Genomic DNA, 19,433 nt, shown 5'->3' with positions numbered 1-19,433 from the left:
GGCCGATGGCCGTCCTCTCTCCACCGCCTGTGCCGGGGGGCCAGGCCGGTACGCCGCGTTCCGGCCACGCTTTTCCGCGTCACGCGGGTGTTCCACAAACGGGGGGATGAATCACCATGGGGGAATTCTCCGGATCGAGCCCGGCCGAAGTGACGGCGGTCCCACTGCCGTTACCGCTTCTGCCGTCCACCGGCACCGACCGACCCGAGCCGTTCGAGACGAACGCGCGGCGGAACCGACCCTCTGCCGCGTGTCCGCACGTCCTCGATCGCCGAAGGTAGGAACCATCATGTCTCTTTCGCGTCCGCGCGCCGCATGGCTGACCGCCCTGTTCGCCGCCACCGCCACCGGCGGGCTGCTGGCCGCGCCCGGTCAGGCCGGCGCCGTGGTCGGCGACGCAGCGCCGAACGGCTCCTACGCGTTCACCGCCAAGATCGACATCGGCAACGGCAAGCGCGCCTGCACCGGAGCCCTGATCGACCAGTTCTGGGTGATCACCGCTGCCAGTTGCTTCGCCGACAACCCCGAACAGCCGTCCACCGTCCCCGCCGGGAAGCCGGTGCTGCCGACCACCGTCACCGTCGGCCGCACCGACCTGACCACGACCGCGGGCCAGGTCCGCGACGTGGTCGAGCTCGTCCCCCGCCCCGACCGCGACCTCGTCCTCGCCCGCCTGGTCAACCCGGTCACCGACGTCACCCCGCTGGCCGTCTCCAGCACCGCGCCCGCCCTCGGCGAGGAGCTCCAGGTGCCCGGCTACGGCCGCACCGCCACGGAGTGGCTGCCCGACCAGCTGCACAGCGCCGCCTTCACCGTCGCCGCCGTCAAGCCGACCGGCCTCGACATCGCCCCCAAGGCCGGCACCGCCGCCGCCCTCTGCAAGGGCGACACCGGCAGCCCGGCGGTCCGTACCGTCGACGGCAAGGCGGAGCTGGCGGGCATCACCAGCCGCTCCTGGCAGAACGGCTGCTTCGGCAGCACCGAGACCGCGCACAGCGGCGCCGCCGACGTCCGCGTCGACGACCTAGGCAGCTGGATCCAGCAGGTCCGCGCGACCGACTGGAAGACCCCGCTGGTCAACGCCAACAGCGGCAAGTGCCTGGAGATCGACAACTCGCAGCTGGTCAACGGCGCCCGCGCCCAGCAGTGGACCTGCTACGACATGCCCACCTCGCGCTGGACCTTCCACTGGGTCGGCGACGGCTGGGAGGTCGTCAACTCCAACAGCGGCAAGGCCCTGGAGATCGCGGACTCCCTGAAGACCGACGGCGCCCCCGCCCAGCAGTGGACCTACGTCGGTATCGCCACCCAGAAGTGGGACCTGGTCAAGGGCGCGGCCGGCTACGCCCTGAAGAACCGCAACAGCGGCAAGGCGCTGGAGATCGACAACTCCCTGAAGACCGACGGCGCCCCCGCCCAGCAGTGGACCTACTACGGGATCCCGACCCAGGAGTGGGCCTTCTCCTACTGATGCCGTCCGGCGCCGCGTGACGCCTCCGGCCCCGAGGCCGCCCGGTTCCCGACCGGACGGCCTCGGCTACGGCCAACCCGTCGGCTTCACGGTCATGGTGGCCCTCGCCTCGACGATCGAGACGCAGGCCCGCTTCACCTCGGTGGTGACCCAGCCGGACGGCAGCGGCCCCTGCGCCCTGAGGGCGGCGGCCTGCCGCTGGAGCTCGCGGAGCGCTCCGCCCTGGGCGCTGGACAGGCCCATCTCCTGGTAGTCGCCGAGGTCGGTGCCACCGTCGAGGTACGTCTCCAGCCAGGGCGTGATGCTCAGAACGCAGTCCGCCACGGGGCTCACCGGGGGCGGGCCGGCCGAGGACGAGCCGGCCGCGGACGGCGACGCCGTCGTGCCGGCCGCTCCGCCGCACCCCGACACCGCCGCCACCACCACGACCAGACCGGCCACGATCCGCTTCCCCATGCCCGCAGTGTGGGCCCGGTCAGCCGGTCGCACCAGAGGCCGGACCGCCGAACCCACCGCCGTCAGACTCCCCCGATGAGCAACGCCCCCTGGACGCCGCCGCAGCGCGCCATGCACGCCGACCGGCCGAGGTGGGGGCATCAGGTGGACACGGCGAGTTCGACTTCACCACCCGCCGACGCAGAGCAGCCGGCCGCCCGGAGGATTCTCCGGGCGGCCGGCGCTCGACTACCGCTTCGTCAGCTGGTCTGCACCGACGTGTCGTCGATCACGAAGCTCGTCTGCAGCGAGGCGTCCTCGGTGCCCGCGAACTTCACGGTGACCGACTGACCCGCGTAGGACGAGAGGTCGAAGGTGCGCAGCTGGTAGCCGGCCGCCGCGTCCACGTTGGAGTAGGTCTTCAGCGCGGTGCCGTTCACGGTCAGGGCCAGCTTGTCGTACACCGTGGAGCCGGTCTCGGCGGTGTCCACGTGCAGGTAGAAGCTCAGCGTCGCCTTGCAGCCGGCCGGGATGGTCACCGTCTGCGAGAGGCTGTCCGAGTGGGCGGAGCCGTAGCCGTTCAGCCAGGACTTCCACGAACCGCTGTGCGCGGCCTGCGAGGCGCTGTTGTCGACGACCCCGCTGGTGGCGGTCCACGGCGCGGCGCTGCCGGTCTCGAAGCCGGCGTTGCCGAGCAGCTGCGCCGGGGTGCAGGTGCTGGTGCCGTCGGTGACGGTCCAGGTGAAGCTCGCGGTACCGGTCTTGGCGGCCGAGTCCTTCGCGGTCACGGTGACGTTGTAGGTGCCGGCGGTGGTCGCGGTTCCGGTGATCTTGCCGGTGGAGCCGATCGACAGCCCGGCGGGCAGGCCGGTGGCCGAGAAGGTCAGCGGAGCGGTACCGCCGGTGGCCGAGATCTGCAGGTTCGCCGAGCCGTTCAGCGCGGTGGTCTGGTTGCCCGGGTTGGTCACCGAGACGCTGGTGCTACCGGCCGGCTTGGTGAGCAGGCAGCCGCTGACGTTGAGGTCGATGGCCCGGCCGGTGCCGAGGCAGGTGGTGAACCAGTACGTCTCCTCGCCGTAGCTCTGGCCCTTGGTGGCCGTGGTGGTACCGTCGGCCGCCACCTCACAGGGGTTGTTGAGGGTGCACATCGCACCGTCGTCGTTGCCGGTGTTGTTGATGCCGACGATCTTCTTCGTGGCGGCGTCGACGATCGGCGAACCGGAGGTGCCGTGCGTGGTGTTGCAGCCGGCGCTGTAACGGAGCGAGTCGTGCCAGGTCCACCCGTCCTCGCGCAGGGTGTCGACGAACCCGTTGATCGAGCAGTTCCACACCTGCTTCCAGTACGACGAGGGTATGTACATCGCCGAGCCGTCGACCGGGTGCGTGTCACTGATCGTCAGTGCCGTCGCGCTGTACTTCGACGTGATGGACGCGAAGGTGTCGGTCAGCTGGTACAGGGCGACGTCGGTGCCCGTCATGGTCGCGTAGAGCACCTTGTCCGCCTGGACGGTGCCGAGCGAGGATCCGGCGGCGTTGAGCAGCGTGCCGCTGCGGCTGGCGCTCTGGTTCTGGACGACCACCCCGGGGGCCGGCATCGTCGGCAGGCAGTGGCCGTTGGTGAGCATCAGGGCCCGGTCGGTGTCGACCGACGAGGGGTAACGCACCAGCGAGGCGGAGCAGTTGCTCAGGGCGATGGTGGACGTCAGGTCGCCGGCCTGGACCGCCTGGGCGGGGGTGGCGGCGAAGGTCAGCCCACCTGCGACGACGGCGCTTGCGCCGGCGATGGCGGCAAGTCTCTTGAACATGCTTCTCCTTGTGGGGGATCGCGGGGCGTACGACCGGTCGCGGACGCCCGCGCCGCACGAAAGTGCCATGGCCACTTCAACAAGGTCAACCATGCCGACAGAACTCGCGTCACCGATTCCGCGCCGACTCCCCTTCCCCACCGCCGCGTTCGCCGCGACCGCGACCCATCACCCGAGGTCGCGGCCTCGCACCGGGTACCGCCACCCGCCCCCCCGGCCGGCGGGAGACCTGCGCCACACACTCCCGCCCGGATCCGCGAAAAGCGCCGGGACGGCGCACGGGCGAAGGACGGCAATGGCGAAGGACGGCACGCGCGAAGGGCGGGCGGCGATCGTCGCCCGCCCGCCCGCCCCCGCTGCTCCCCTTACTCCCCCTTGAGCTGCTGCACCAGGCCGAGCCGGTCGATGACGGCGTGCCGCTCACTGATGCGGTCGCCGACGAACCGGAACAGGGCGAACGCCTCCGTGCTGACCCGCTTCCCGGTGGCCGGAATGCCCATCAGCGGGCCGGAGTGAGTGGCGGTCATCCGCCAGCGCACGACGACGTCCTCGCCCTCGCCGAGCAGGTCGAGGATCTCGAACGACGGGTCGGCGTGGGTGGCGTGCACCGCGGCGATGGCGTCCTTGAAGCCCTGCGGACCGCGCACGTTCTGGTGCTGACCCTCCGTGGTGACGAAGTCGGCGGTGAACAACTCGTCGGCGACGTCCAGGTCACCGGCCTCAAGTGCCTTGTAGAGCCGGCGGATCGCATTCTTGCGGTACTCGACGCTGGTCATCCGGGTTCCCTCCCGAGGTGGATTACTGAGTGATCCGTCAGTAAGTTAACCTCTTCCTGAGCGATTACTCAAGAAGTTATGGAGAACGGAGCCGACGTGACCCAGGCACGACGCGGTCGACCCTCGACCGGAGTACGGGAGGCGGTGCTCAAGGCCACCGAGGAGGTCCTCGGGGACGCGGGCCTGGCCCTGTCCACCAAGGAGATCGCGCGCCGGGCGGGCGTCGCGGAGTCGAGCATCTTCTACCACTTCGGCGACCGGCTCGGCCTGCTCCAGGCCGTCATCGCGCTGCACCTGCCGGCGTTCGCGGACGCCACCGCAGTCCTCGGCGAAGGCGGCCTCGCCGGGCACGACCCGACGACCGCCCCTGACGCACCCGCCCGCGCCGAGCACGGGCCCACGGCCGACCCCGCCGGGCACGACCCCACGGCGGACCTCACCGCCCTGCTGCGCGGCCTCGAACGGTTCTACCGCGGGATCATGCCGATCCTCGGCGCCCTCCAGTCCGACGCCCAGCTCAGAGCGCTGCTCGTCGAGCGCGGCGGCGAGATCGGCCCCCACCTCGCCCTCGGGGCGGTGGCCGACGCCCTGCGCGCCCGTCAGGCCGCCGGCCGCCTCCCCGCCGCACTCGACCCGAGCGCGGCCGCGCTCGTCCTGGTCGGCGCGGCCTACCAGCGCGCGCTCCACGGCCACCTCCTGGGCGAGGCCGCCGACCGCCTCCTCCCCCCGGTGGAGACGGTCGCCCACACCCTCGCCCCGGCCTTCGCCCAGGGCCTCGCCCCGGACGGCACCGCCGGGTGAACCGTCAGGCGTCCCGGACCTCGACGCCCACGCGGAACCGCTCCGCCGGGGACTCCGGCCGCACAGCGGAGCGCCGCCGGTCGCATCGACCGGCGGCGCTGGAGGGCCCCGCGCGGGCCCGCCCCCGCCGGGCCTACGGCTGCGGGAAGGTGTCCTCGTCCACGTCGCTGGTCTTGGCGTTGCCGCCGACCGCCGGCTGGAGGGTGATGGACCACGACGTGTAGGTGCGGCCGGTCTCGAAGGCCATGCTGTCGTCGAACTTGCTGAAGTCGCAGTTCTGGGTGAACGCCTTCAGGGTCGGGTCCCAGTCGACGCCGCCGGCGAAGAAGACGTCGTAGGTGCCGTCCTCGACGCCCTCGATGGACGCCTTCTTACCCTTGCCGACATAGACCGAGTGGATCGACTTGCCGTTCTGGGCGAGCGAGACCACCGCGTCGGCGCTGCCGCCGTTGTCGACCTTGAGGACGCCCTCGCCCTTGAGGCGGCCCGAGCGGACCATGGTGCCGCTGTCCAGGGAGCGGGTCTGGAGAGCCGGCGCCTGCGGCAGGTTGAAGGTGGTGGGGTAACCGGCGGCGGTCATCTGGGCGAGGGCGGCGGGCAGCGCCTTGAGGCCCTCGGACAGGCCCACCTCGGCGAAGGCCGAGGTGGTGGCGCAGACGTTCTTCGCCTTGATGTCGCTGCGGACCTTGGTGAGGTCGGTGGAGAGCTGGCCGAGAGCGGTCACCAGCTGGCGCCGCGCGGTCGTGACGGTGGCCGGCTCGCCCGCGAGGCCGAGGCCGCTGCCCGCCGCGTTCGCGGCGGTGACCGCCTCCTGGAGGACGGTGGAGAAGGCGTCCAGGCCGGCGGAGGCGTTGAGCTTGGCGAGCGCGGCGTTGACCGGGTCGATGTAGCTCACCAGCACCGGGCCGTACGGCGGCTTGGTCGGCGTCGGGGTCGGTGTGGGCGTGGGACTCGGGCTCGCACTGGCGCTCGCGGAGGCCGGCTGGCTCTTGCCCGGTCCCATCCCGAAGGCGTCCGTTCCCCCCGACCCTCCACTTGAGCACGCTGCCAGCAGCAGCGTTGCGCCGGCCGCCAGGCCGACCTTGGTGAAGGACTTCATGCCCGCTCCCCCCGTGATCTCTCCTGCACGCTCCGTGCAATCCCCGCCGACATGATCTCGATCCGAGGGGACGCGGTCAACAGGGCGTACAAACGGCGCATTGAGGCGTAGGCAGGGCGCACGTGGGGGCGCACGGAGCGCCGGATCCGGTCAACTACGATCGGGCACGTGCTCAGGCTTACGGGACTCCCCCTCCAGATCATCGCCTCCCTCCTCGCGATCGGCGTCTTCGCCGCCACGATGTGGCTCTGGCCGAGATTCGGCGGGCGGAGCTGGCAGGCCTGGCTCGGGCGGATCGGCGCCTTCCTCGCCACCCAGATCTCGGTGCTGGTCGCGATGGGGCTGATCGCCAACGGCTACTTCGGCTTCTACAGCTCCTGGACCGATCTCCTGGGCACCAACGGCGGGCCGGGCACGGTGGTCGACCACCAGCCGAACGCCGCCGTCGCCATCACCGGCGAGCAGAAGTTCTACGCGCAGCAGGGCTCCAACCCGGAACGGGTCGGCCTGATCCACGAGGTCTCCGTCAAAGGAGCGGGCAGCGGGCTGAGCACCGACGGCTTCGTCTACCTGCCGCCGCAGTACTTCCAGCCGGAGTTCGCGCAGCGGAAGTTCCCGATGGCGCTGGTGCTGGCCGGTTACCCCGGCACCCCGGAGAAGCTGATCTCGCTGATGCAGTACCCGGCCTCCGCCCTGGAGGCGATCGACCAGAAGAAGCTCCCGCCGACCATCCTGGTGATGATGCGCCCGACCCTCGTCAACAACCGGGACACCGAGTGCGTGGACGTCCCGAACGGCCCGCAGGTCGAGACCTTCTTCACCAGCGACCTGCCCAAGGCGCTCGGCACCGCCTACCGGATCGGCACCGACCCGACCAACCGGGCCGTGATCGGCAACTCCACCGGCGGCTACTGCGCGCTGAAGTTCGCGCTGCGCAAGCCGGACGCCTACCGGGCCGCCGTCTCGCTCTCCGGCTACTACACCGCGCCGATCGACGAGACCACCGGCGACCTCTTCGGCGGCAACGGCCAGTTGAAGCAGGAGAACGACCTGCTGTGGCGGCTGCGGAACCAGCCGGCCGCGCCCGTCTCGCTGCTGCTGGCCACCGCCCACGACGAGAACAACTACGACGCCACCCAGGACATGGTGAAGGCGTTCAAGGCGCCGACCAAGCTCTCCACCATCACCCTGGACACCGGCGGGCACAACTTCCACACCTGGACCCGGGAGATCCCGCCGGCGCTGGAGTGGCTGGGCAAGCACCTGACGATGCCCCAGGCGGCCTAGCACACCTCCGCGGGACCTCGCCCCCGGCGCAGCCACGGTCTCCACCAGGATTAGAGACGGCTCACAGCCGGGGCTCACGGTCCTCTCAGCCGGGCGCCCGAGCGTAGCGCCCATGACCACGACCAGCTTCTCCCCGCCGGCCGGCGAACCGTGGCCCGAGGCCGCCGACTTCCCGCCGCCGGACGTGCCGCAGCCGGCCCCCGACGCCCCCGGCCCCGGACCGGCGGCGGCCCCCGCGGCGGCCGAAGCACTCTTCCCGCCGTGCCCGCCGCCCGCCACCGGCCCCAGGGGCCCGGCCTCCTGGGCCGGCCGGCTGCGCACCCTGCCGGCCCGTTCCCGGCGCGGCCGCGCCGACGACCCGCGGTGGGTACGGCCCGCACTGCTGGCCCTGCTGGCCGCCACCGCCGTCCTCTACCTCTGGGGCCTGAGCGCCTCGGGTTGGGCCAACTCCTTCTACTCGGCGGCGGCCCAGGCCGGCAGCCAGAGCTGGAAGGCCTTCTTCTACGGCTCCTCGGACGCCGGGAACTTCATCACCGTCGACAAACCGCCGCTCGCGCTCTGGCCGATGGCGCTCTCCGCCCGTCTCTTCGGGCTCTCCTCCTGGTCGGTGCTGGCCCCGCAGGCACTGATGGCGGTCGCCACCGTGGCGACCCTGTACGCGACGGTGCGCCGTCGCTTCTCCCCGCTCGGCGCTCTGCTGGCGGGTGGCGCGCTGGCGCTGACCCCGGTGGCGGCGCTGATGTTCCGCTTCAACAATCCGGACGCGCTGCTGGTGCTGCTGCTCACGCTGGCCGCGTACGGCCTGCTGCGGGCCACCGAGGCGGCGGGCACCCGGTGGCTGGTGTTCACCGGGGTGATGTTCGGGCTGGCGTTCCTCACCAAGACGCTCCAGGCCTTCCTCGTGCTGCCGGCCTTCGCGCTGATCTACCTGGTGGTCGCGCCCACCGGCCTCTGGCGGCGGGTGCGGCAACTGCTGGCCGCCGGGCTGGCCATGGTGGTCGCGGGCGGCTGGTGGGTGGCGGTGGTCGAGCTGGTGCCGGCCTCGGCCCGGCCGTACGTCGGCGGCTCGCAGGACAACAGCTTCCTCTCGCTCACCTTCGGCTACAACGGCCTCGGCCGGCTCAACGGCAACGAGACCGGCAGCGTCGGCGGCGGTGGCCCCCGGCTCGTCGGCGGGGCGGAGGCACCGCCCGGCGGCGGCCGCGCGATGGGCGGCGGCTGGGGCGAGACCGGTATCACCCGGCTGTTCGACGGCGACATCGGCGGGCAGATCGCCTGGCTGATGCCGGCCGCGCTGATCCTGCTGCTGCTGGGCCTCTGGGCGACCCGCCGTCACGCCCGCACGGACACCGCCCGCGCGGCCTTCCTGGTGTGGGGCGGCTGGCTGGTCTGCACCGCCCTGACCTTCAGCTTCATGTCCGGCATCTTCCACCAGTACTACACGGTGGCGCTGGCCCCGGCGGTCGCGGCCCTGGTCGGGATGGGCGTCGACGGGCTCTGGCGGGTCCGGCACCGGCTGCCGTACGCGGCGGTGCTGGGCGTCACCCTGGCGGTGACGGCGGTCTGGGCGTACGTGCTGCTCGGGCGCAGCGCGGAGTTCCTGCCGTGGCTGCGCTGGGCGGTCCTGGTCGGCGGGCTCGCGGCCGGGGCGGCGCTGCTGCTGGCCGGGCGGCTGGCGGCACGGCTCGCCACGACCGTCGGGCTGGTGGGCCTGGCGGCGGCGCTGGGCGGTCCGGCGGCGTACGCGGTCGACACCGTGAACACCCCGCACACCGGCTCGATCGTGACGGCCGGTCCGGCGGTCGCGGGCGGGCGGGGCACGGGCCCGGGCGGGATGCGCGGGATGCCTCCGGGCGGCGACGGGCGGTTCTTCATCAACGGGCAGCCGGTCTCTCCCGGTCAGGGCGGCGTTCCGGGACAACTGCCCGGCGGCGTTCCCGGAGGTGCCCCGGACGGCAACGGTCGGCCCGGGACGGACGGCAACAGCGGCAACGGCGGGCGCGACGGACGCGACGGGACCGGCGGACGCGGCGGGACGGCCGGCGGCGGGGCCCCCGGCGGCATGGGCGGGCTGCTGAACGGCGCCGTGGTGAGCGACGAGGCCGCCGCCGCGCTGAAGCAGGACGCCGACCGCTACACCTGGGCCGCCGCGACCAGCGGCTCGCAGAACGCCGCGAGCTACCAACTCGCCTCCGGTGTACCGGTGATGGCCCTCGGCGGCTTCAACGGCAGCGACCCGTCGCTCAGCCTGGACGCCTTCCAGCAGTACGTCCGGGAAGGCAGGGTGCACTGGTTCATCGCCGGCGGCTCGCGCCGTGTGACCGGTGTCGGTACCGGCACCGAACCGGGTGCGGGTGCGGGTGCGGTCGGTGCGGTCGCCGGCACCGGTGCCGACGGCGGGGCCCAGGAGTCGCAGACCGCCCGGATCGAGGCCTGGGTGGAGAGCCACTTCACCGCGAGGACGGTGGGCGGCACCACCTTCTACGACCTGACGCAGACACCCGCCTCCTGAGCCGGCGAAGGACGACGGCTCACGGGGACGCACAGCGCGCAGGCGACGAAGGGGACGCACCGCGGGCGAGCGGTGCGTCCCCTTCGTGCTCGTGCTCGTACTCGTGCGGATCAGTCGGTCGGGCAGCGCGTCCCGGCGGCCGGCACGGTGCCCTCGGTCAGGAAGGTGTCGACCGAGGTGCGGATGCACGTGCTCCAGCCGTAACCGGTGTGGCCCTCGCCCTCACGGGTGAGCAGCACGGCCTTGCCGAGCTGGGTGGCGAGCTTCTCCGCCGAGGCATAGGGCGTCGCCGGGTCGCCGGTCGAGCCGACCACGACGATGGTCGCCTCGCTCTTCGACGTGACCGGGTGCGGCTGCTCCGCGGAAGGGAACGGCCAGGCCCGGCAGTCGGGGTCGAACAGCGCCAGGCTCGGCTCGTGCCGGCTGATCAGCGGCGCCTTGGCCGCCATCTCGGCGTACGCGGACTGCAGCGCCTCGCCGGTCGGGGCACTGGTGGCGCCGTCGGCGCAGTGGATGGCGGTGTAGGCGTCGGCGGAGACGCCGTAGTGGCCGTCCTTGTCACGGTGGTTGTAGCCGTCGGCGCGCGCGAGCAGGTAGTCGCCCTTGCCCCGGACCATGGCCCAGCCGAGGTCGTTGCGCAGGGAGTCCCAGGCCTTCTCGTCGCCGTAGAGGCCGTCGATCATGCCGGTCCAGGCCGCGGTGGCGGTGAGGGTGCGCCCGCCCGTGGTGGTGAGGGGCTTCTGCTTGAGCCCGTCGAGGAAGTCGGCGAGCTTGCCGGCGGCCTTGGCCGGGTCCTTGCCGAGCGGGCACTGGTCCTGCTTGGCGCAGTTCGCGGCGAAGGTCTGCAGGGAGCGCTCGAACCCCGCGTACTGCTCGATGTTGTGCTGGACGAGCGGCACGGACGGGTCGACCGCGCCGTCCAGTACCAGCCGGCCGACCCGGTCGGGGAACTCCTCGGCGTAGAGGGTGCCGAGGTAGGTGCCGTAGGACATGCCGAAGTAGTTGAGCTTCTGGTCGCCCAGGACGGCCCGCAGGACGTCCATGTCGCGGGCGGTGTTGCGGGTGCCGATGAACGGCAGCACCTTGCCGAACTTGGCCTGGCAGGCGTCGGCGAGCACCTTGCCGTGGTCGGTTCCCGGGGTGTCCGTGGTGACCCACTCGTCGCGGACCTTGTCGTCCAGGCAGTTCAGCGGGGTGGTGAGGCCGACGCCGCGCGGGTCGAAGCCGATCGTGTCGAAGCGGTCGTGGAGCGGACCGTCGAACTGCGTGGGGGCGCGCTTGACCATGCTGACGCCGGAGCCGCCGGGCCCGCCGGGGTTGACCAGCAGCGAGCCGACCCGCTGGTCCGGCTTGGCGGCGGGAACGCGGACGACGGCCACGTCCATGGTGTCACCGGTCGGGCCGGCGTAGTCCAGCGGGACCTTGAGCGTGCCGCACTGGACCACCGACTCGTCGACCTTGTCGGTCTTCGGGTCGTCGGCGCAGGGCGCCCAGGCGATCTGCTGGCCGTAGAACGGCTTGAGGGCCGGGTCCGCCGCGCCGGTCGGCTTGGGCGTCGGGGTCGGCGGGGTGGTCGGGGTCGGCGGGGTGGTCGGGGTCGGGGTGGCGGCGGTGGTGACCGGGGACGGCGCGGCGGCGGCCGCGCCGTCGGATCCGGCCGAACTGGTGCAGCCGGCCAGGAGGGCGGCGGCGGCGACGGCGGGCAGGGCGCGCCGCGAGAACCGGGTGATCTTGAAGTACACCGCACACGAATATCACCCGGTCATCACACTGGTCACATCGTTATCGACACCCTGGGCGGCGAAGGGGGACAAAGGGTGGCGGAACGTTTCCTCAGCCGTCGCACTGCTGGAGCATGGCCTTCTTGTCCGCCTCCGTGACGGGCAGTTGGTACTTCAGCGAGACCTGGGCGAAGCGCACCGCGTACGAGCAGCGGACGGCGGTGTTGGCCGGCAGCCAGGTGGCCGGGCCGGAGTCGCCCTTGGCGGCGTTCTGCGAACCGTCCGCCGGAACGAGGTTGAGCGGATCGTTGGCGATCTGCACGCGCTTGGCCTTGTCCCACTTCGACGCGCCCATCTGCCAGTCGTAGGAGAGCGGCATCACATGGTCGATCTGGATCTTCGAGGCCTGCTGCTTGGTCCACCGGACGGTCCTCCCGGTGTACGGGTCGTCGATGGTCATCGCGGTGACCGTGCAGCTCGACCCCTTCCCGCGCTCGACCGAACGGCCGTCCCGGGCCAGCAGGTCGTTACGCGTGTCGCAGTTGTTGTGGCCGCCCGGGACGCCGTCCACGTTGTCCGTCCAGGCCGGGCCGAACTCGTCGCGGTCGTAGCCGTCCCTGGGGCCGGCGGCGGCCGTGGCGACCCTGGCGATGATGTCCCGGCCGGCCTTCCGCTCCTCGGGCGAGGTCAGCGGCGCGAGGCCGGACCTGGTGCCGTCGGGGTTCTGCAGCGGGCTGGTGCCGGCGGCGGCCGGCCCGGCGGGGTCGGCGACCGGCCGGTCGACACCCCCGGAGCAACCGGCCAGCGCCACGACGGATATCAGGAAGACGGTGGTGGCGGACAGGGCGGTGCGGCGGGCGGGCACGGAGGACTCCGGGGCTGGGGGGAGGCTGGGGCTGGGGGAAGGCTGACGGCGACCCAGCAGACCAGCCGCCCCACGCACCGTCAAGGTGGCGCAGCGCGGAGCGTTCGAGCATGTCGAAGCTCACACCCGGGCGCGGGCCGCCACCCGCGTGGGCCGCAGCGCACGGGCCGTCTCCGCCAGGACGGCGTCCAGCGGGGTCGCCGCGACGCCCGGCCGGGCCGGCCCCTCCTCCGACACCGCGGACAGGCCCGGCATGCCGACGGCTCACCCCCCGATCGCGGACATCGGCCGGTCCGGCTGGACGAAGCCGGCCGAATTGATGGCGTGACCGGGGCCCTTGCGGCCGATGGCGGCCCGCCAGGCGGTCTCGATCCGGTCGTCGTCGGCGCCGCCGCGCAGCAGCGCGCGCAGGTCGGACTCCTCGGTGGCGAACAGGCAGTTGCGCAACTGCCCTTCGGCGGTGAGGCGGACCCGGTCGCAGCCGCCGCAGAACGGGCGGGTGACGGAGGCGATCACGCCGACCACGGTGTCGGTGCCGGCGATCCGCCACTCCTCGGCCGGCGCGTTCCCGTGCCGGCCGACCGGGATCAGGTCCCAGCGGGTGCCGAGGACGGCCAGGATCTCGTCGGCGGTGACCATCGTCGCCCGGTCCCAGGCGCCCTGCGCGTCCAGCGGCATGGACTCGATGAACCGCATCCGGTAGCCGTGCCCGGCGGCGAACTCGACCAGGTCGAGGATCTCGTCGTCGTTGACGCCGCGCACCGGCACCGCGTTGACCTTCACCGGCGCGAGCCCGGCGGCCTGCGCGGCGGCCAGACCGGCGAGGACGTCGGCGATCCGGTCCCGGCGGGTGATCGCCGCGTACCGCTCGGGGCGCAGGGTGTCCAGGCTGACGTTCACCCGGTGCAGCCCGGCCCGGTGCAGCGCCCCGGCGGTGCGGGCCAGGCCGATGCCGTTGGTGGTCAGCGAGACCTCGGGGCCGAGCGCGGTGATCCGGGCGACCAGCTCCGGCAGACCGCGGCGCAGTAGCGGCTCGCCCCCGGTCAGCCGGACGGAGCCGATGCCGAGGCGCTCGGCGGCGATCCGCACCAGCCGGACCACCTCGTCGTCGCTCAGCACCTCGGCCTTCGGGAGCCAGTCGAGGCCCTCGGCCGGCATGCAGTAGGTGCAGCGCAGGTTGCAGCGGTCGGTGAGCGAGACCCGCAGGTCGGTGTGGACCCTGCCGAAGCGGTCCAGCAGCGGGCGCGGTGCGGTGTTCATCGGCCCAGTACAGGGGCAGCGGGGCCGGGAAACCAGCGGCCGAACCACCGGGGAGCCGCCCCGGCCTGCGGGTTCTCCTTGTGTGTTCGCACAACTGTGGCTTCCTACGGCTGCGCGCGACCACCTCGGGGGGGCAGGCTGGGCCCATGCGCGACAGCACGGGGACCAGGGGCCGGACGGGTGGTGAACGGCCGGTCGCCGCCCTGGTGCTGGCCGCCGGGGGCGGGCGGCGGCTCGGCGGCCGGCCGAAGGCGCTGATCCGGTACCGGGGGCGGCCGCTGGTGGAACACGCGGTGGCGGTGGTCCGGGCCGGCGGCTGCGCGTCGGTGACGGTGGTGCTGGGCGCGGCCGGCGAGCAGGTGCGGTCCACCGCCCATCTGCCGGGCTGCCGGCTGGTGTCCAATCCGCAGTGGGCCGGCGGGATGGGCTCCTCGCTGCGTGCCGGGCTGGCCGCGCTGGCGCCCGGGACGTCGGCCGCCCTGGTGATGCTGGTGGACACGCCCGGCGTCACCCCGGCGGCGGTGGCCCGGCTGCTGGCCGCCCATCGGGCCGGTGCCGAGCTGGCCGCGGCGGGGTACGAGGGGCGGCGCGGGCACCCGGTGCTGATCGGTGCGCGGCACTTCGCCGAGGCGGCGGCTGGCGCCACCGGCGACTCCGGCGCGCGCGCTCTGCTGGCAGCGCACGCCGACGAGATCGCGCTGGTCGAGTGCGCCGACATCGCCGTCCCCGACGACCTGGACACCCCCGCCGACCTCGCGCGTTGGGCGGCCGGGTGATCATCCTCCGGTCCGCACGGGTGCCCGATCCCCCTCCGGAGTGGCCCGGGCTCCTCCTCCCCGACGAGGGATCGACCGCACACCCCTGATCTGTCCCTGAGGATTGCCCCATTCCGCGCCGCGGCCCCCGCGTTTCGGGGAGCATGGGACACGTCCTTCCCCTCGATTCGAACGGACGGTGCCCGCGATGTCCGGACTGCCCGACGACTTCACCGGACACGACCCCGCGCAGCACGGGCCGGTGACGGGCGGTGGCGCCCGGGCGATCCGCTGCCCCGCCTGCCGGCGCGAGCACCTGTACGAGCCGCCGTCGCTGCCCTGCCCGTGCGGCGCCTCGCTCAAGGTGCCGTTGCTGCGCGGCGGCGTACCGGTGCAGGTGCGGTTCCGGTCCTGGGAGGACTCCTGGCTGAACATGCGCTGCCCGCACTGCGGTCGCTCCGACCAGTGGCCGCAGCCCGAGTTCACCTGCAACTGCGGCGCCACCGTCCGGCTGCCGGTGGACCGCACCACCCGGCTCGGCGGCAGTGCGACCACCGGCCGGCTCGGCGCCGCGGGTCCGCAGAGCTCCCGCCCGCACCCGGCCCACCCGTTGAACACGCCCGTCCCCGCCCCGCCCGGCGGATCCGGCGCCTCGGCCACGCCCTGGCGGCGGCGCGCGCCGTTCCGCCCGCACCCGGTGCGCACCTCGCAGGACGCGGTGTTCACCGCGGCCCGCTACCTGGAGTGGCTGGGCTTCGACGACCTGGAGCTGACGGAGGCCCAGGAGCGCGACGGCGTCACCCTGCTCGGCAGCCGGATGGTCGCCCAGGTGGACACCTGGACCGAGCCGGCCGACGTGAAGTCGGTGGAGTGCCTCTGGCTGCAGACCCTGCACGCCGAGGAGATGGCCGCCGCGATGTTCACCCTGGCCGGCTACTCGCACCAGGCCACCGTGCGCGGCGAGCAGTTGCTGGTCGCCCTGTTCAGCCTGGACCTGGCCGGAGTGCCCCAGCCCGCCAACGGCGCCGCCGAGGCCCTGATGGAGACCGGCTGGACGTCCTGACCCGGCCCTGACCCGGTCCTGGTCCCGGGCTGACCCGCTCTGTCCGGCTGACTCCACCCGGTCCCCGCTGACGCCACCTGACGCCACCTCGTCCCGCCCGGCGCCGCCCGACGCCGGGCGGCCCCGCCTGCCCCGGCCGGCCCGCCGCCCCGGGAGCGATCCACACGGCCCCGGTCCGCGCGCAACAACCTGCGCTCGTGATCTGGTGCACAAGCTCACCCCCGTGTTGAATTGCCGCCACAACGCGGGCCTTGGGGGCAGAGGCCGGCGTCCTGCTGGATGGCGCACACAAGGAGGTGGCGTTGTCGGAGCACGGATGGGGCCCGAGTGGCCGGGACGGGCGGGACGGTCGGGGGCGGGCGGCGCCCCGGGAGCCGGGGGACACCGTATGGCGGCTGCGGTCCAGGGCGTGCTGGCAGGAGGCCGCGGAGCTGTTACGCCCGGCCGCCGAACGCGACCCGGAGGCCGCGCTCGGGCGGGCCGAACTCCTCATCGAGCAATGCCTGTTCACCGCCGCCAACTGGACCCAGGCCGAGCAGGCGCTGCGCCTCGCCGAGGCGTTGGTGACCAGCACCGAGCAGCGCGCGGGCGCCTCCTGCGCCCGCGGGTTCCTGGCGTACGTCTCCAGCGTGCTCGGCGCGCGCGACCGGCTGGACGAAGCACAGGCGGCGCTCGGACGCACCTCCGCGCTGCTGCCGCCGGACGCTCCCGGGCGGCCGCTGCTGGACTTCCGCCGGGGGCTGGTCGCGGAGAACCTGCTGCGCGACCGGACGGCGGCCTGGATCGCCTACCGCCGGGCGCACGAGGGAGCCGGCGAGCGCGGGGACGAGCTGCTGCGCTCCTACACCTGGCGGCACCTGGCCGCGCTGGCCCAGGCCGCCGGGGACCACGACCGGGCCCGGGAGGGGTTCGACGCCTCCCTGCGACTGCGCGAGCAGCTCGGCTTCACGGTGGGGGTGGCGCCCGCGCTGGCGGCGTTGGCCGAGGTCTCCGAACCGGACGAGGCCGTCCGGCTGCGGGCCGAGGCGACCAGGCTGGTCCAGGCGCTCGGGGGCGTACCGGTCTGGCTCGCACGCCAGCTGAGCGCGGTGCGCGCGCCGGGCGCTCCCCCGGACGGACGCATCGAGCGGGAACCTCGGGGAACAATCAGCTAAGGTGAGCCTAACCTGGCCGGAGTGAGCAGTACTCCGGCCAGGTTCGCCTTGCCGTTCCCGGGCTCCGCCAGGCCCCGGCCGGCCGGGGCCCGGCCGCCGTCGAACCCGGCCGGGCACGGGCCGGACGGTCCGGCACGGGTTCCGGTCGACCCGATGGGGCCCGCACCATGACCGCGAGCAGCACCCGGCCCGGCCCCGCGCCGCGCGCCCCCCGCACCGCCCCCGCGCCCGCTGTCAGCCGCCGGCCGAACGACCACCCGCCGGTGCCCTGCACCGCCAGCTACCGCAGACTCGGCCGGCTCGTCCCCGCCCTGCGGGTGCACAGCGCGCCGCCCCGCACCGGCGACGGCTGGATCTGCGGCGCCGACCTCCTCGCCGACCCGGACGCGCTGCGCGAACTGATCGCCCACGACGAGCGGCAGGGCCTGGCCCGGTACGGCCGGCCACTGCGCCCCGACGTCGCGGCCGGCTTCGGCCTGCACCGTTTCACCTGGCCGGTGGCGCTGCTGTTCACGCTGCCCTGGTTCCTGGAGCGCCGGGTGCCGCTGCTCACCCCCGCGGACGTCTCGATCCGCCGCGCGAGCGGCGAACTCACCGCCCGCCCGGGTGCTTTCGTCTGCCTGCCCGGCGACCCGGCCGCCGGGCTGCCCGGCGCCCGCACGGTGGCCGACGAGGCGGCACTGGCCACCGAGCTGCGCACCGCGCTGGCCGGCCTCCTGGCCCCGGTGCTGACCGCCTTCCGCCCCGCGGTGCGGCGCAGCCCGCGGATGCTGTGGGCGATGGCGACCGACGCGGTGGTGGAGGGGCTCTGGTACGTCGGCGGACTGCTCGGCGAGGAGGAGCGGGCCCGGGCCGAGCTCTCGGACCTGCTCGCAGCGCAACCCTCGGCAGCGCACCGGCCGGCCGGCCCGAGGGCCTCGGAGGCCCCGGCACTCCCGGCGCCCACGGCGTGCACGCCCGGCGCGCCCGCGTCGTTCACTCTCGGCGCGGGCTTCGCGGCCGACAGTGCTTCGGGCACCGACCGTGCCCGGGCCAGCTGTTGCCTCGCCTACACCGTCCAGCCCGAGGAGATGTGCGGCGGCTGCCCCCGCGTCACGCGGGGTTGACAGCCGCGACCTTCGAGCAGGGCCCGGAAAGCCCGGAATTCCGGGAATCAACACCCTTTAATTAATCCGACAATGCGACTTCTCCCACGTCAGAAATCCCTCTCCTCAGCGCATTGACGGCGAATCAGCCATTCTCGGGCCGAGCATCCGCCATGATGGTCCCCGCCATCACGACGCAGGAAAGCGAGGCTGGTCCAGGCGATGAAATTGTCCGACATACCGCTCGGTTGGGCCGTCACCGGCGTTGCGGTGCTGCTGGTCACCGCCCTGCTGGTGGCCCTGGCCCGCAATCGGGGATCCGCCGCCGGCCCGGGCGGCTCGGATTCCTGGGAGCGTTCCGAGGAGCGCCGCCGCCGCAAGGAATCCCTGTACGGCGGGGCCTCGTACACGCTGCTGTTCTGCTGCGCCGCCGTCGCGGCCGCGCTCTCCTTCCACGGCCTGGTCGGTTTCGGGGTGCAGAACCTCAACCTCTCCGGCGGCTGGGAGTACCTCGTCCCGTTCGGCCTCGACGGGGCGGCGATGTTCTGCTCCGTGCTCGCCGTCCGCGAGGCCAGCCACGGTGACGCCGCGCTCGGCTCGCGCCTGCTGGTCTGGCTGTTCGCCGGCGCCTCCGCCTGGTTCAACTGGGTGCACGCCCCGCGCGGTTTCGGCCACGCCGGTGCCCCGCAGTTCTTCGCGGGGATGTCGCTCTCGGCCGCCGTGCTGTTCGACCGGGCGCTCAAGCAGACCCGCCGGGCCGCGCTGCGCGAACAGGGCCTCGTCCCCCGCCCGCTGCCGCAGATCCGGATCGTCCGCTGGATGCGCGCCCCGCGCGAGACCTACGCGGCCTGGTCGCTGATGCTGCTGGAGGGCGTCCGCAGCCTGGACGAGGCGGTCGACGAGGTCCGCGAGGAGAAGCGGGAGAAGGTCGTGGAGAAGGAGCGCCGCCGGCTGGCCGGGCGCCGCGAGCGGGCCGAGATCCGGGCCATCAACCGCTCCCACAGCGCCTGGCGCACCCGCGGCTCGGCCCGGCAGCTGGAGTCCGGCCAGGAGTCCGCCATAACCGGCGGCCCCTCGACGGACCGGCCCGCCGTCGAGCCGCCCCCGCCGGCCGCCGAGGGCCCCGTGGTGCAGCCGGGCCTGCCGGCCCGTCCGGAGCGGCGCACCATCGACCTCACGCTGGAGGAGGACACCGTCGCGCTGCCCCGGCTGGACTCGCTGGAGCGCAAGCTGAAGAACCTGGAGCAGCAGTTCGGCTGAGCCGCACCGGGCGGGCGCCGGTGCGACCTGCGGGCCTGCGGTGGGCCCGGCCTGCGTCGGTCGGGCCCACCGCAGACCGGCCCC

Annotated in this window: 17 protein-coding genes; 9 read left to right on the top strand and 8 right to left on the bottom strand. The window is 73.5% G+C overall.

Annotated elements, in window-relative coordinates; all coding sequences use genetic code 11:
• Positions 1 to 289: 289 nt before the first annotated feature.
• Positions 290 to 1,471, top strand: coding sequence for an RICIN domain-containing protein (locus tag AB0J08_RS29945; RefSeq protein ID WP_360640973.1), 1,182 nt, complete (start codon positions 290 to 292; stop codon positions 1,469 to 1,471).
• A gap of 66 nt (positions 1,472 to 1,537) precedes the next feature.
• Here the strand turns inward: AB0J08_RS29945 and AB0J08_RS29940 are convergent, their stop codons facing one another.
• From AB0J08_RS29940 to AB0J08_RS29930, 3 genes are all read right to left on the bottom strand, one after another.
• Entirely contained in the window at positions 1,538 to 1,927 is a 390-nt protein-coding gene (locus tag AB0J08_RS29940) for a hypothetical protein (RefSeq protein ID WP_360640972.1), read from the bottom strand.
• 239 nt (positions 1,928 to 2,166) lie between these two features.
• Positions 2,167 to 3,711 carry a putative Ig domain-containing protein gene (locus AB0J08_RS29935; protein ID WP_360640971.1) on the bottom strand — a complete coding sequence of 515 codons (1,545 nt, stop codon included), beginning with the start codon at positions 3,709 to 3,711 and terminating at the stop codon, positions 2,167 to 2,169.
• A gap of 365 nt (positions 3,712 to 4,076) precedes the next feature.
• Positions 4,077 to 4,487 carry an ester cyclase gene (locus AB0J08_RS29930; RefSeq protein WP_360640970.1) on the bottom strand — a complete coding sequence of 137 codons (411 nt, stop codon included), beginning with the start codon at positions 4,485 to 4,487 and terminating at the stop codon, positions 4,077 to 4,079.
• A gap of 78 nt (positions 4,488 to 4,565) precedes the next feature.
• On the opposite strand from AB0J08_RS29930, the gene AB0J08_RS29925 reads away from it, so the two are divergent.
• The gene (locus tag AB0J08_RS29925) at positions 4,566 to 5,288 is read left to right on the top strand and encodes a helix-turn-helix domain-containing protein (protein ID WP_360640969.1); all 723 of its coding nucleotides are present in this window, start codon (positions 4,566 to 4,568) and stop codon (positions 5,286 to 5,288) included.
• 133 nt (positions 5,289 to 5,421) lie between these two features.
• Here AB0J08_RS29925 and AB0J08_RS29920 read toward each other — a convergent pair whose 3' ends face one another.
• A complete protein-coding gene (locus AB0J08_RS29920; RefSeq protein ID WP_360640968.1) occupies positions 5,422 to 6,387 on the bottom strand; it encodes a hypothetical protein in 966 nt (321 codons plus the stop codon).
• Positions 6,388 to 6,555: 168 nt separating this feature from the next.
• Between AB0J08_RS29920 and AB0J08_RS29915 the strand changes: the two genes are divergently transcribed.
• Both AB0J08_RS29915 and AB0J08_RS29910 read left to right on the top strand, forming a co-directional pair.
• Positions 6,556 to 7,674: an alpha/beta hydrolase-fold protein gene (locus AB0J08_RS29915; RefSeq protein WP_360640967.1), complete on the top strand. Its 1,119-nt coding sequence runs from the start codon at positions 6,556 to 6,558 to the stop codon at positions 7,672 to 7,674.
• 112 nt (positions 7,675 to 7,786) lie between these two features.
• Positions 7,787 to 10,186, top strand: coding sequence for a glycosyltransferase family 39 protein (locus AB0J08_RS29910; protein WP_360640966.1), 2,400 nt, complete (start codon positions 7,787 to 7,789; stop codon positions 10,184 to 10,186).
• Between the two features lie 110 nt (positions 10,187 to 10,296).
• Here AB0J08_RS29910 and AB0J08_RS29905 read toward each other — a convergent pair whose 3' ends face one another.
• The 4 genes from AB0J08_RS29905 to moaA form a co-directional block, all read right to left on the bottom strand.
• Positions 10,297 to 11,928, bottom strand: a complete 1,632-nt coding sequence (locus AB0J08_RS29905; protein WP_360640965.1) for an alpha/beta hydrolase — start codon at positions 11,926 to 11,928, stop codon at positions 10,297 to 10,299.
• Between the two features lie 91 nt (positions 11,929 to 12,019).
• Positions 12,020 to 12,772 carry an HNH endonuclease family protein gene (locus AB0J08_RS29900; protein WP_360640964.1) on the bottom strand — a complete coding sequence of 251 codons (753 nt, stop codon included), beginning with the start codon at positions 12,770 to 12,772 and terminating at the stop codon, positions 12,020 to 12,022.
• Between the two features lie 120 nt (positions 12,773 to 12,892).
• A complete protein-coding gene (locus AB0J08_RS29895; protein WP_360640963.1) occupies positions 12,893 to 13,027 on the bottom strand; it encodes a hypothetical protein in 135 nt (44 codons plus the stop codon).
• Between the two features lie 9 nt (positions 13,028 to 13,036).
• The gene (gene moaA / locus AB0J08_RS29890) at positions 13,037 to 14,032 is read right to left on the bottom strand and encodes a GTP 3',8-cyclase MoaA (RefSeq protein ID WP_360640962.1); all 996 of its coding nucleotides are present in this window, start codon (positions 14,030 to 14,032) and stop codon (positions 13,037 to 13,039) included.
• 146 nt (positions 14,033 to 14,178) lie between these two features.
• On the opposite strand from moaA, the gene AB0J08_RS29885 reads away from it, so the two are divergent.
• The 5 genes from AB0J08_RS29885 (at position 14,179) to AB0J08_RS29865 (ending at position 19,349) form a co-directional block, all read left to right on the top strand.
• Entirely contained in the window at positions 14,179 to 14,808 is a 630-nt protein-coding gene (locus AB0J08_RS29885) for a nucleotidyltransferase family protein (RefSeq protein ID WP_360640961.1), read from the top strand.
• A gap of 187 nt (positions 14,809 to 14,995) precedes the next feature.
• The gene (locus AB0J08_RS29880) at positions 14,996 to 15,850 is read left to right on the top strand and encodes a hypothetical protein (RefSeq protein WP_360640960.1); all 855 of its coding nucleotides are present in this window, start codon (positions 14,996 to 14,998) and stop codon (positions 15,848 to 15,850) included.
• A gap of 395 nt (positions 15,851 to 16,245) precedes the next feature.
• Complete coding sequence (locus tag AB0J08_RS29875; protein WP_360640983.1) at positions 16,246 to 17,004, top strand: hypothetical protein; 759 nt, start codon at positions 16,246 to 16,248, stop codon at positions 17,002 to 17,004.
• Between the two features lie 167 nt (positions 17,005 to 17,171).
• Positions 17,172 to 18,110, top strand: a complete 939-nt coding sequence (locus tag AB0J08_RS29870; protein WP_360640959.1) for a (2Fe-2S)-binding protein — start codon at positions 17,172 to 17,174, stop codon at positions 18,108 to 18,110.
• Positions 18,111 to 18,311: 201 nt separating this feature from the next.
• Positions 18,312 to 19,349, top strand: coding sequence for a DUF2637 domain-containing protein (locus tag AB0J08_RS29865; protein ID WP_360640958.1), 1,038 nt, complete (start codon positions 18,312 to 18,314; stop codon positions 19,347 to 19,349).
• The last annotated feature ends 84 nt before the right edge of the window (positions 19,350 to 19,433 follow it).

It is taken from the genome of Kitasatospora sp. NPDC050463 (assembly GCF_040655255.1).
Classification (GTDB): Bacteria; Actinomycetota; Actinomycetes; order Streptomycetales; family Streptomycetaceae; genus Kitasatospora.
The sequence above is the reverse complement of the archived record's forward strand: the minus strand, read 5'-3'. Positions and strand labels throughout refer to the sequence as shown.

Excerpts from the sequence above, each read along its gene's own strand:
- AB0J08_RS29945 (WP_360640973.1), top strand. The coding sequence starts at position 290 with ATGTCTCTTTCGCGTCCGCGCGCCGCATGGCTGACCGCCCTGTTCGCC.
- AB0J08_RS29940 (WP_360640972.1), bottom strand. The coding sequence starts at position 1,927 with ATGGGGAAGCGGATCGTGGCCGGTCTGGTCGTGGTGGTGGCGGCGGTG.
- AB0J08_RS29935 (WP_360640971.1), bottom strand. The coding sequence starts at position 3,711 with ATGTTCAAGAGACTTGCCGCCATCGCCGGCGCAAGCGCCGTCGTCGCA.
- AB0J08_RS29930 (WP_360640970.1), bottom strand. The coding sequence starts at position 4,487 with ATGACCAGCGTCGAGTACCGCAAGAATGCGATCCGCCGGCTCTACAAG.
- AB0J08_RS29925 (WP_360640969.1), top strand. The coding sequence starts at position 4,566 with ATGGAGAACGGAGCCGACGTGACCCAGGCACGACGCGGTCGACCCTCG.
- AB0J08_RS29920 (WP_360640968.1), bottom strand. The coding sequence starts at position 6,387 with ATGAAGTCCTTCACCAAGGTCGGCCTGGCGGCCGGCGCAACGCTGCTG.
- AB0J08_RS29910 (WP_360640966.1), top strand. The coding sequence starts at position 7,787 with ATGACCACGACCAGCTTCTCCCCGCCGGCCGGCGAACCGTGGCCCGAG.
- AB0J08_RS29895 (WP_360640963.1), bottom strand. The coding sequence starts at position 13,027 with ATGCCGGGCCTGTCCGCGGTGTCGGAGGAGGGGCCGGCCCGGCCGGGC.
- moaA (WP_360640962.1), bottom strand. The coding sequence starts at position 14,032 with ATGAACACCGCACCGCGCCCGCTGCTGGACCGCTTCGGCAGGGTCCAC.
- AB0J08_RS29885 (WP_360640961.1), top strand. The coding sequence starts at position 14,179 with ATGCGCGACAGCACGGGGACCAGGGGCCGGACGGGTGGTGAACGGCCG.
- AB0J08_RS29880 (WP_360640960.1), top strand. The coding sequence starts at position 14,996 with ATGTCCGGACTGCCCGACGACTTCACCGGACACGACCCCGCGCAGCAC.
- AB0J08_RS29870 (WP_360640959.1), top strand. The coding sequence starts at position 17,172 with ATGACCGCGAGCAGCACCCGGCCCGGCCCCGCGCCGCGCGCCCCCCGC.
- AB0J08_RS29865 (WP_360640958.1), top strand. The coding sequence starts at position 18,312 with ATGAAATTGTCCGACATACCGCTCGGTTGGGCCGTCACCGGCGTTGCG.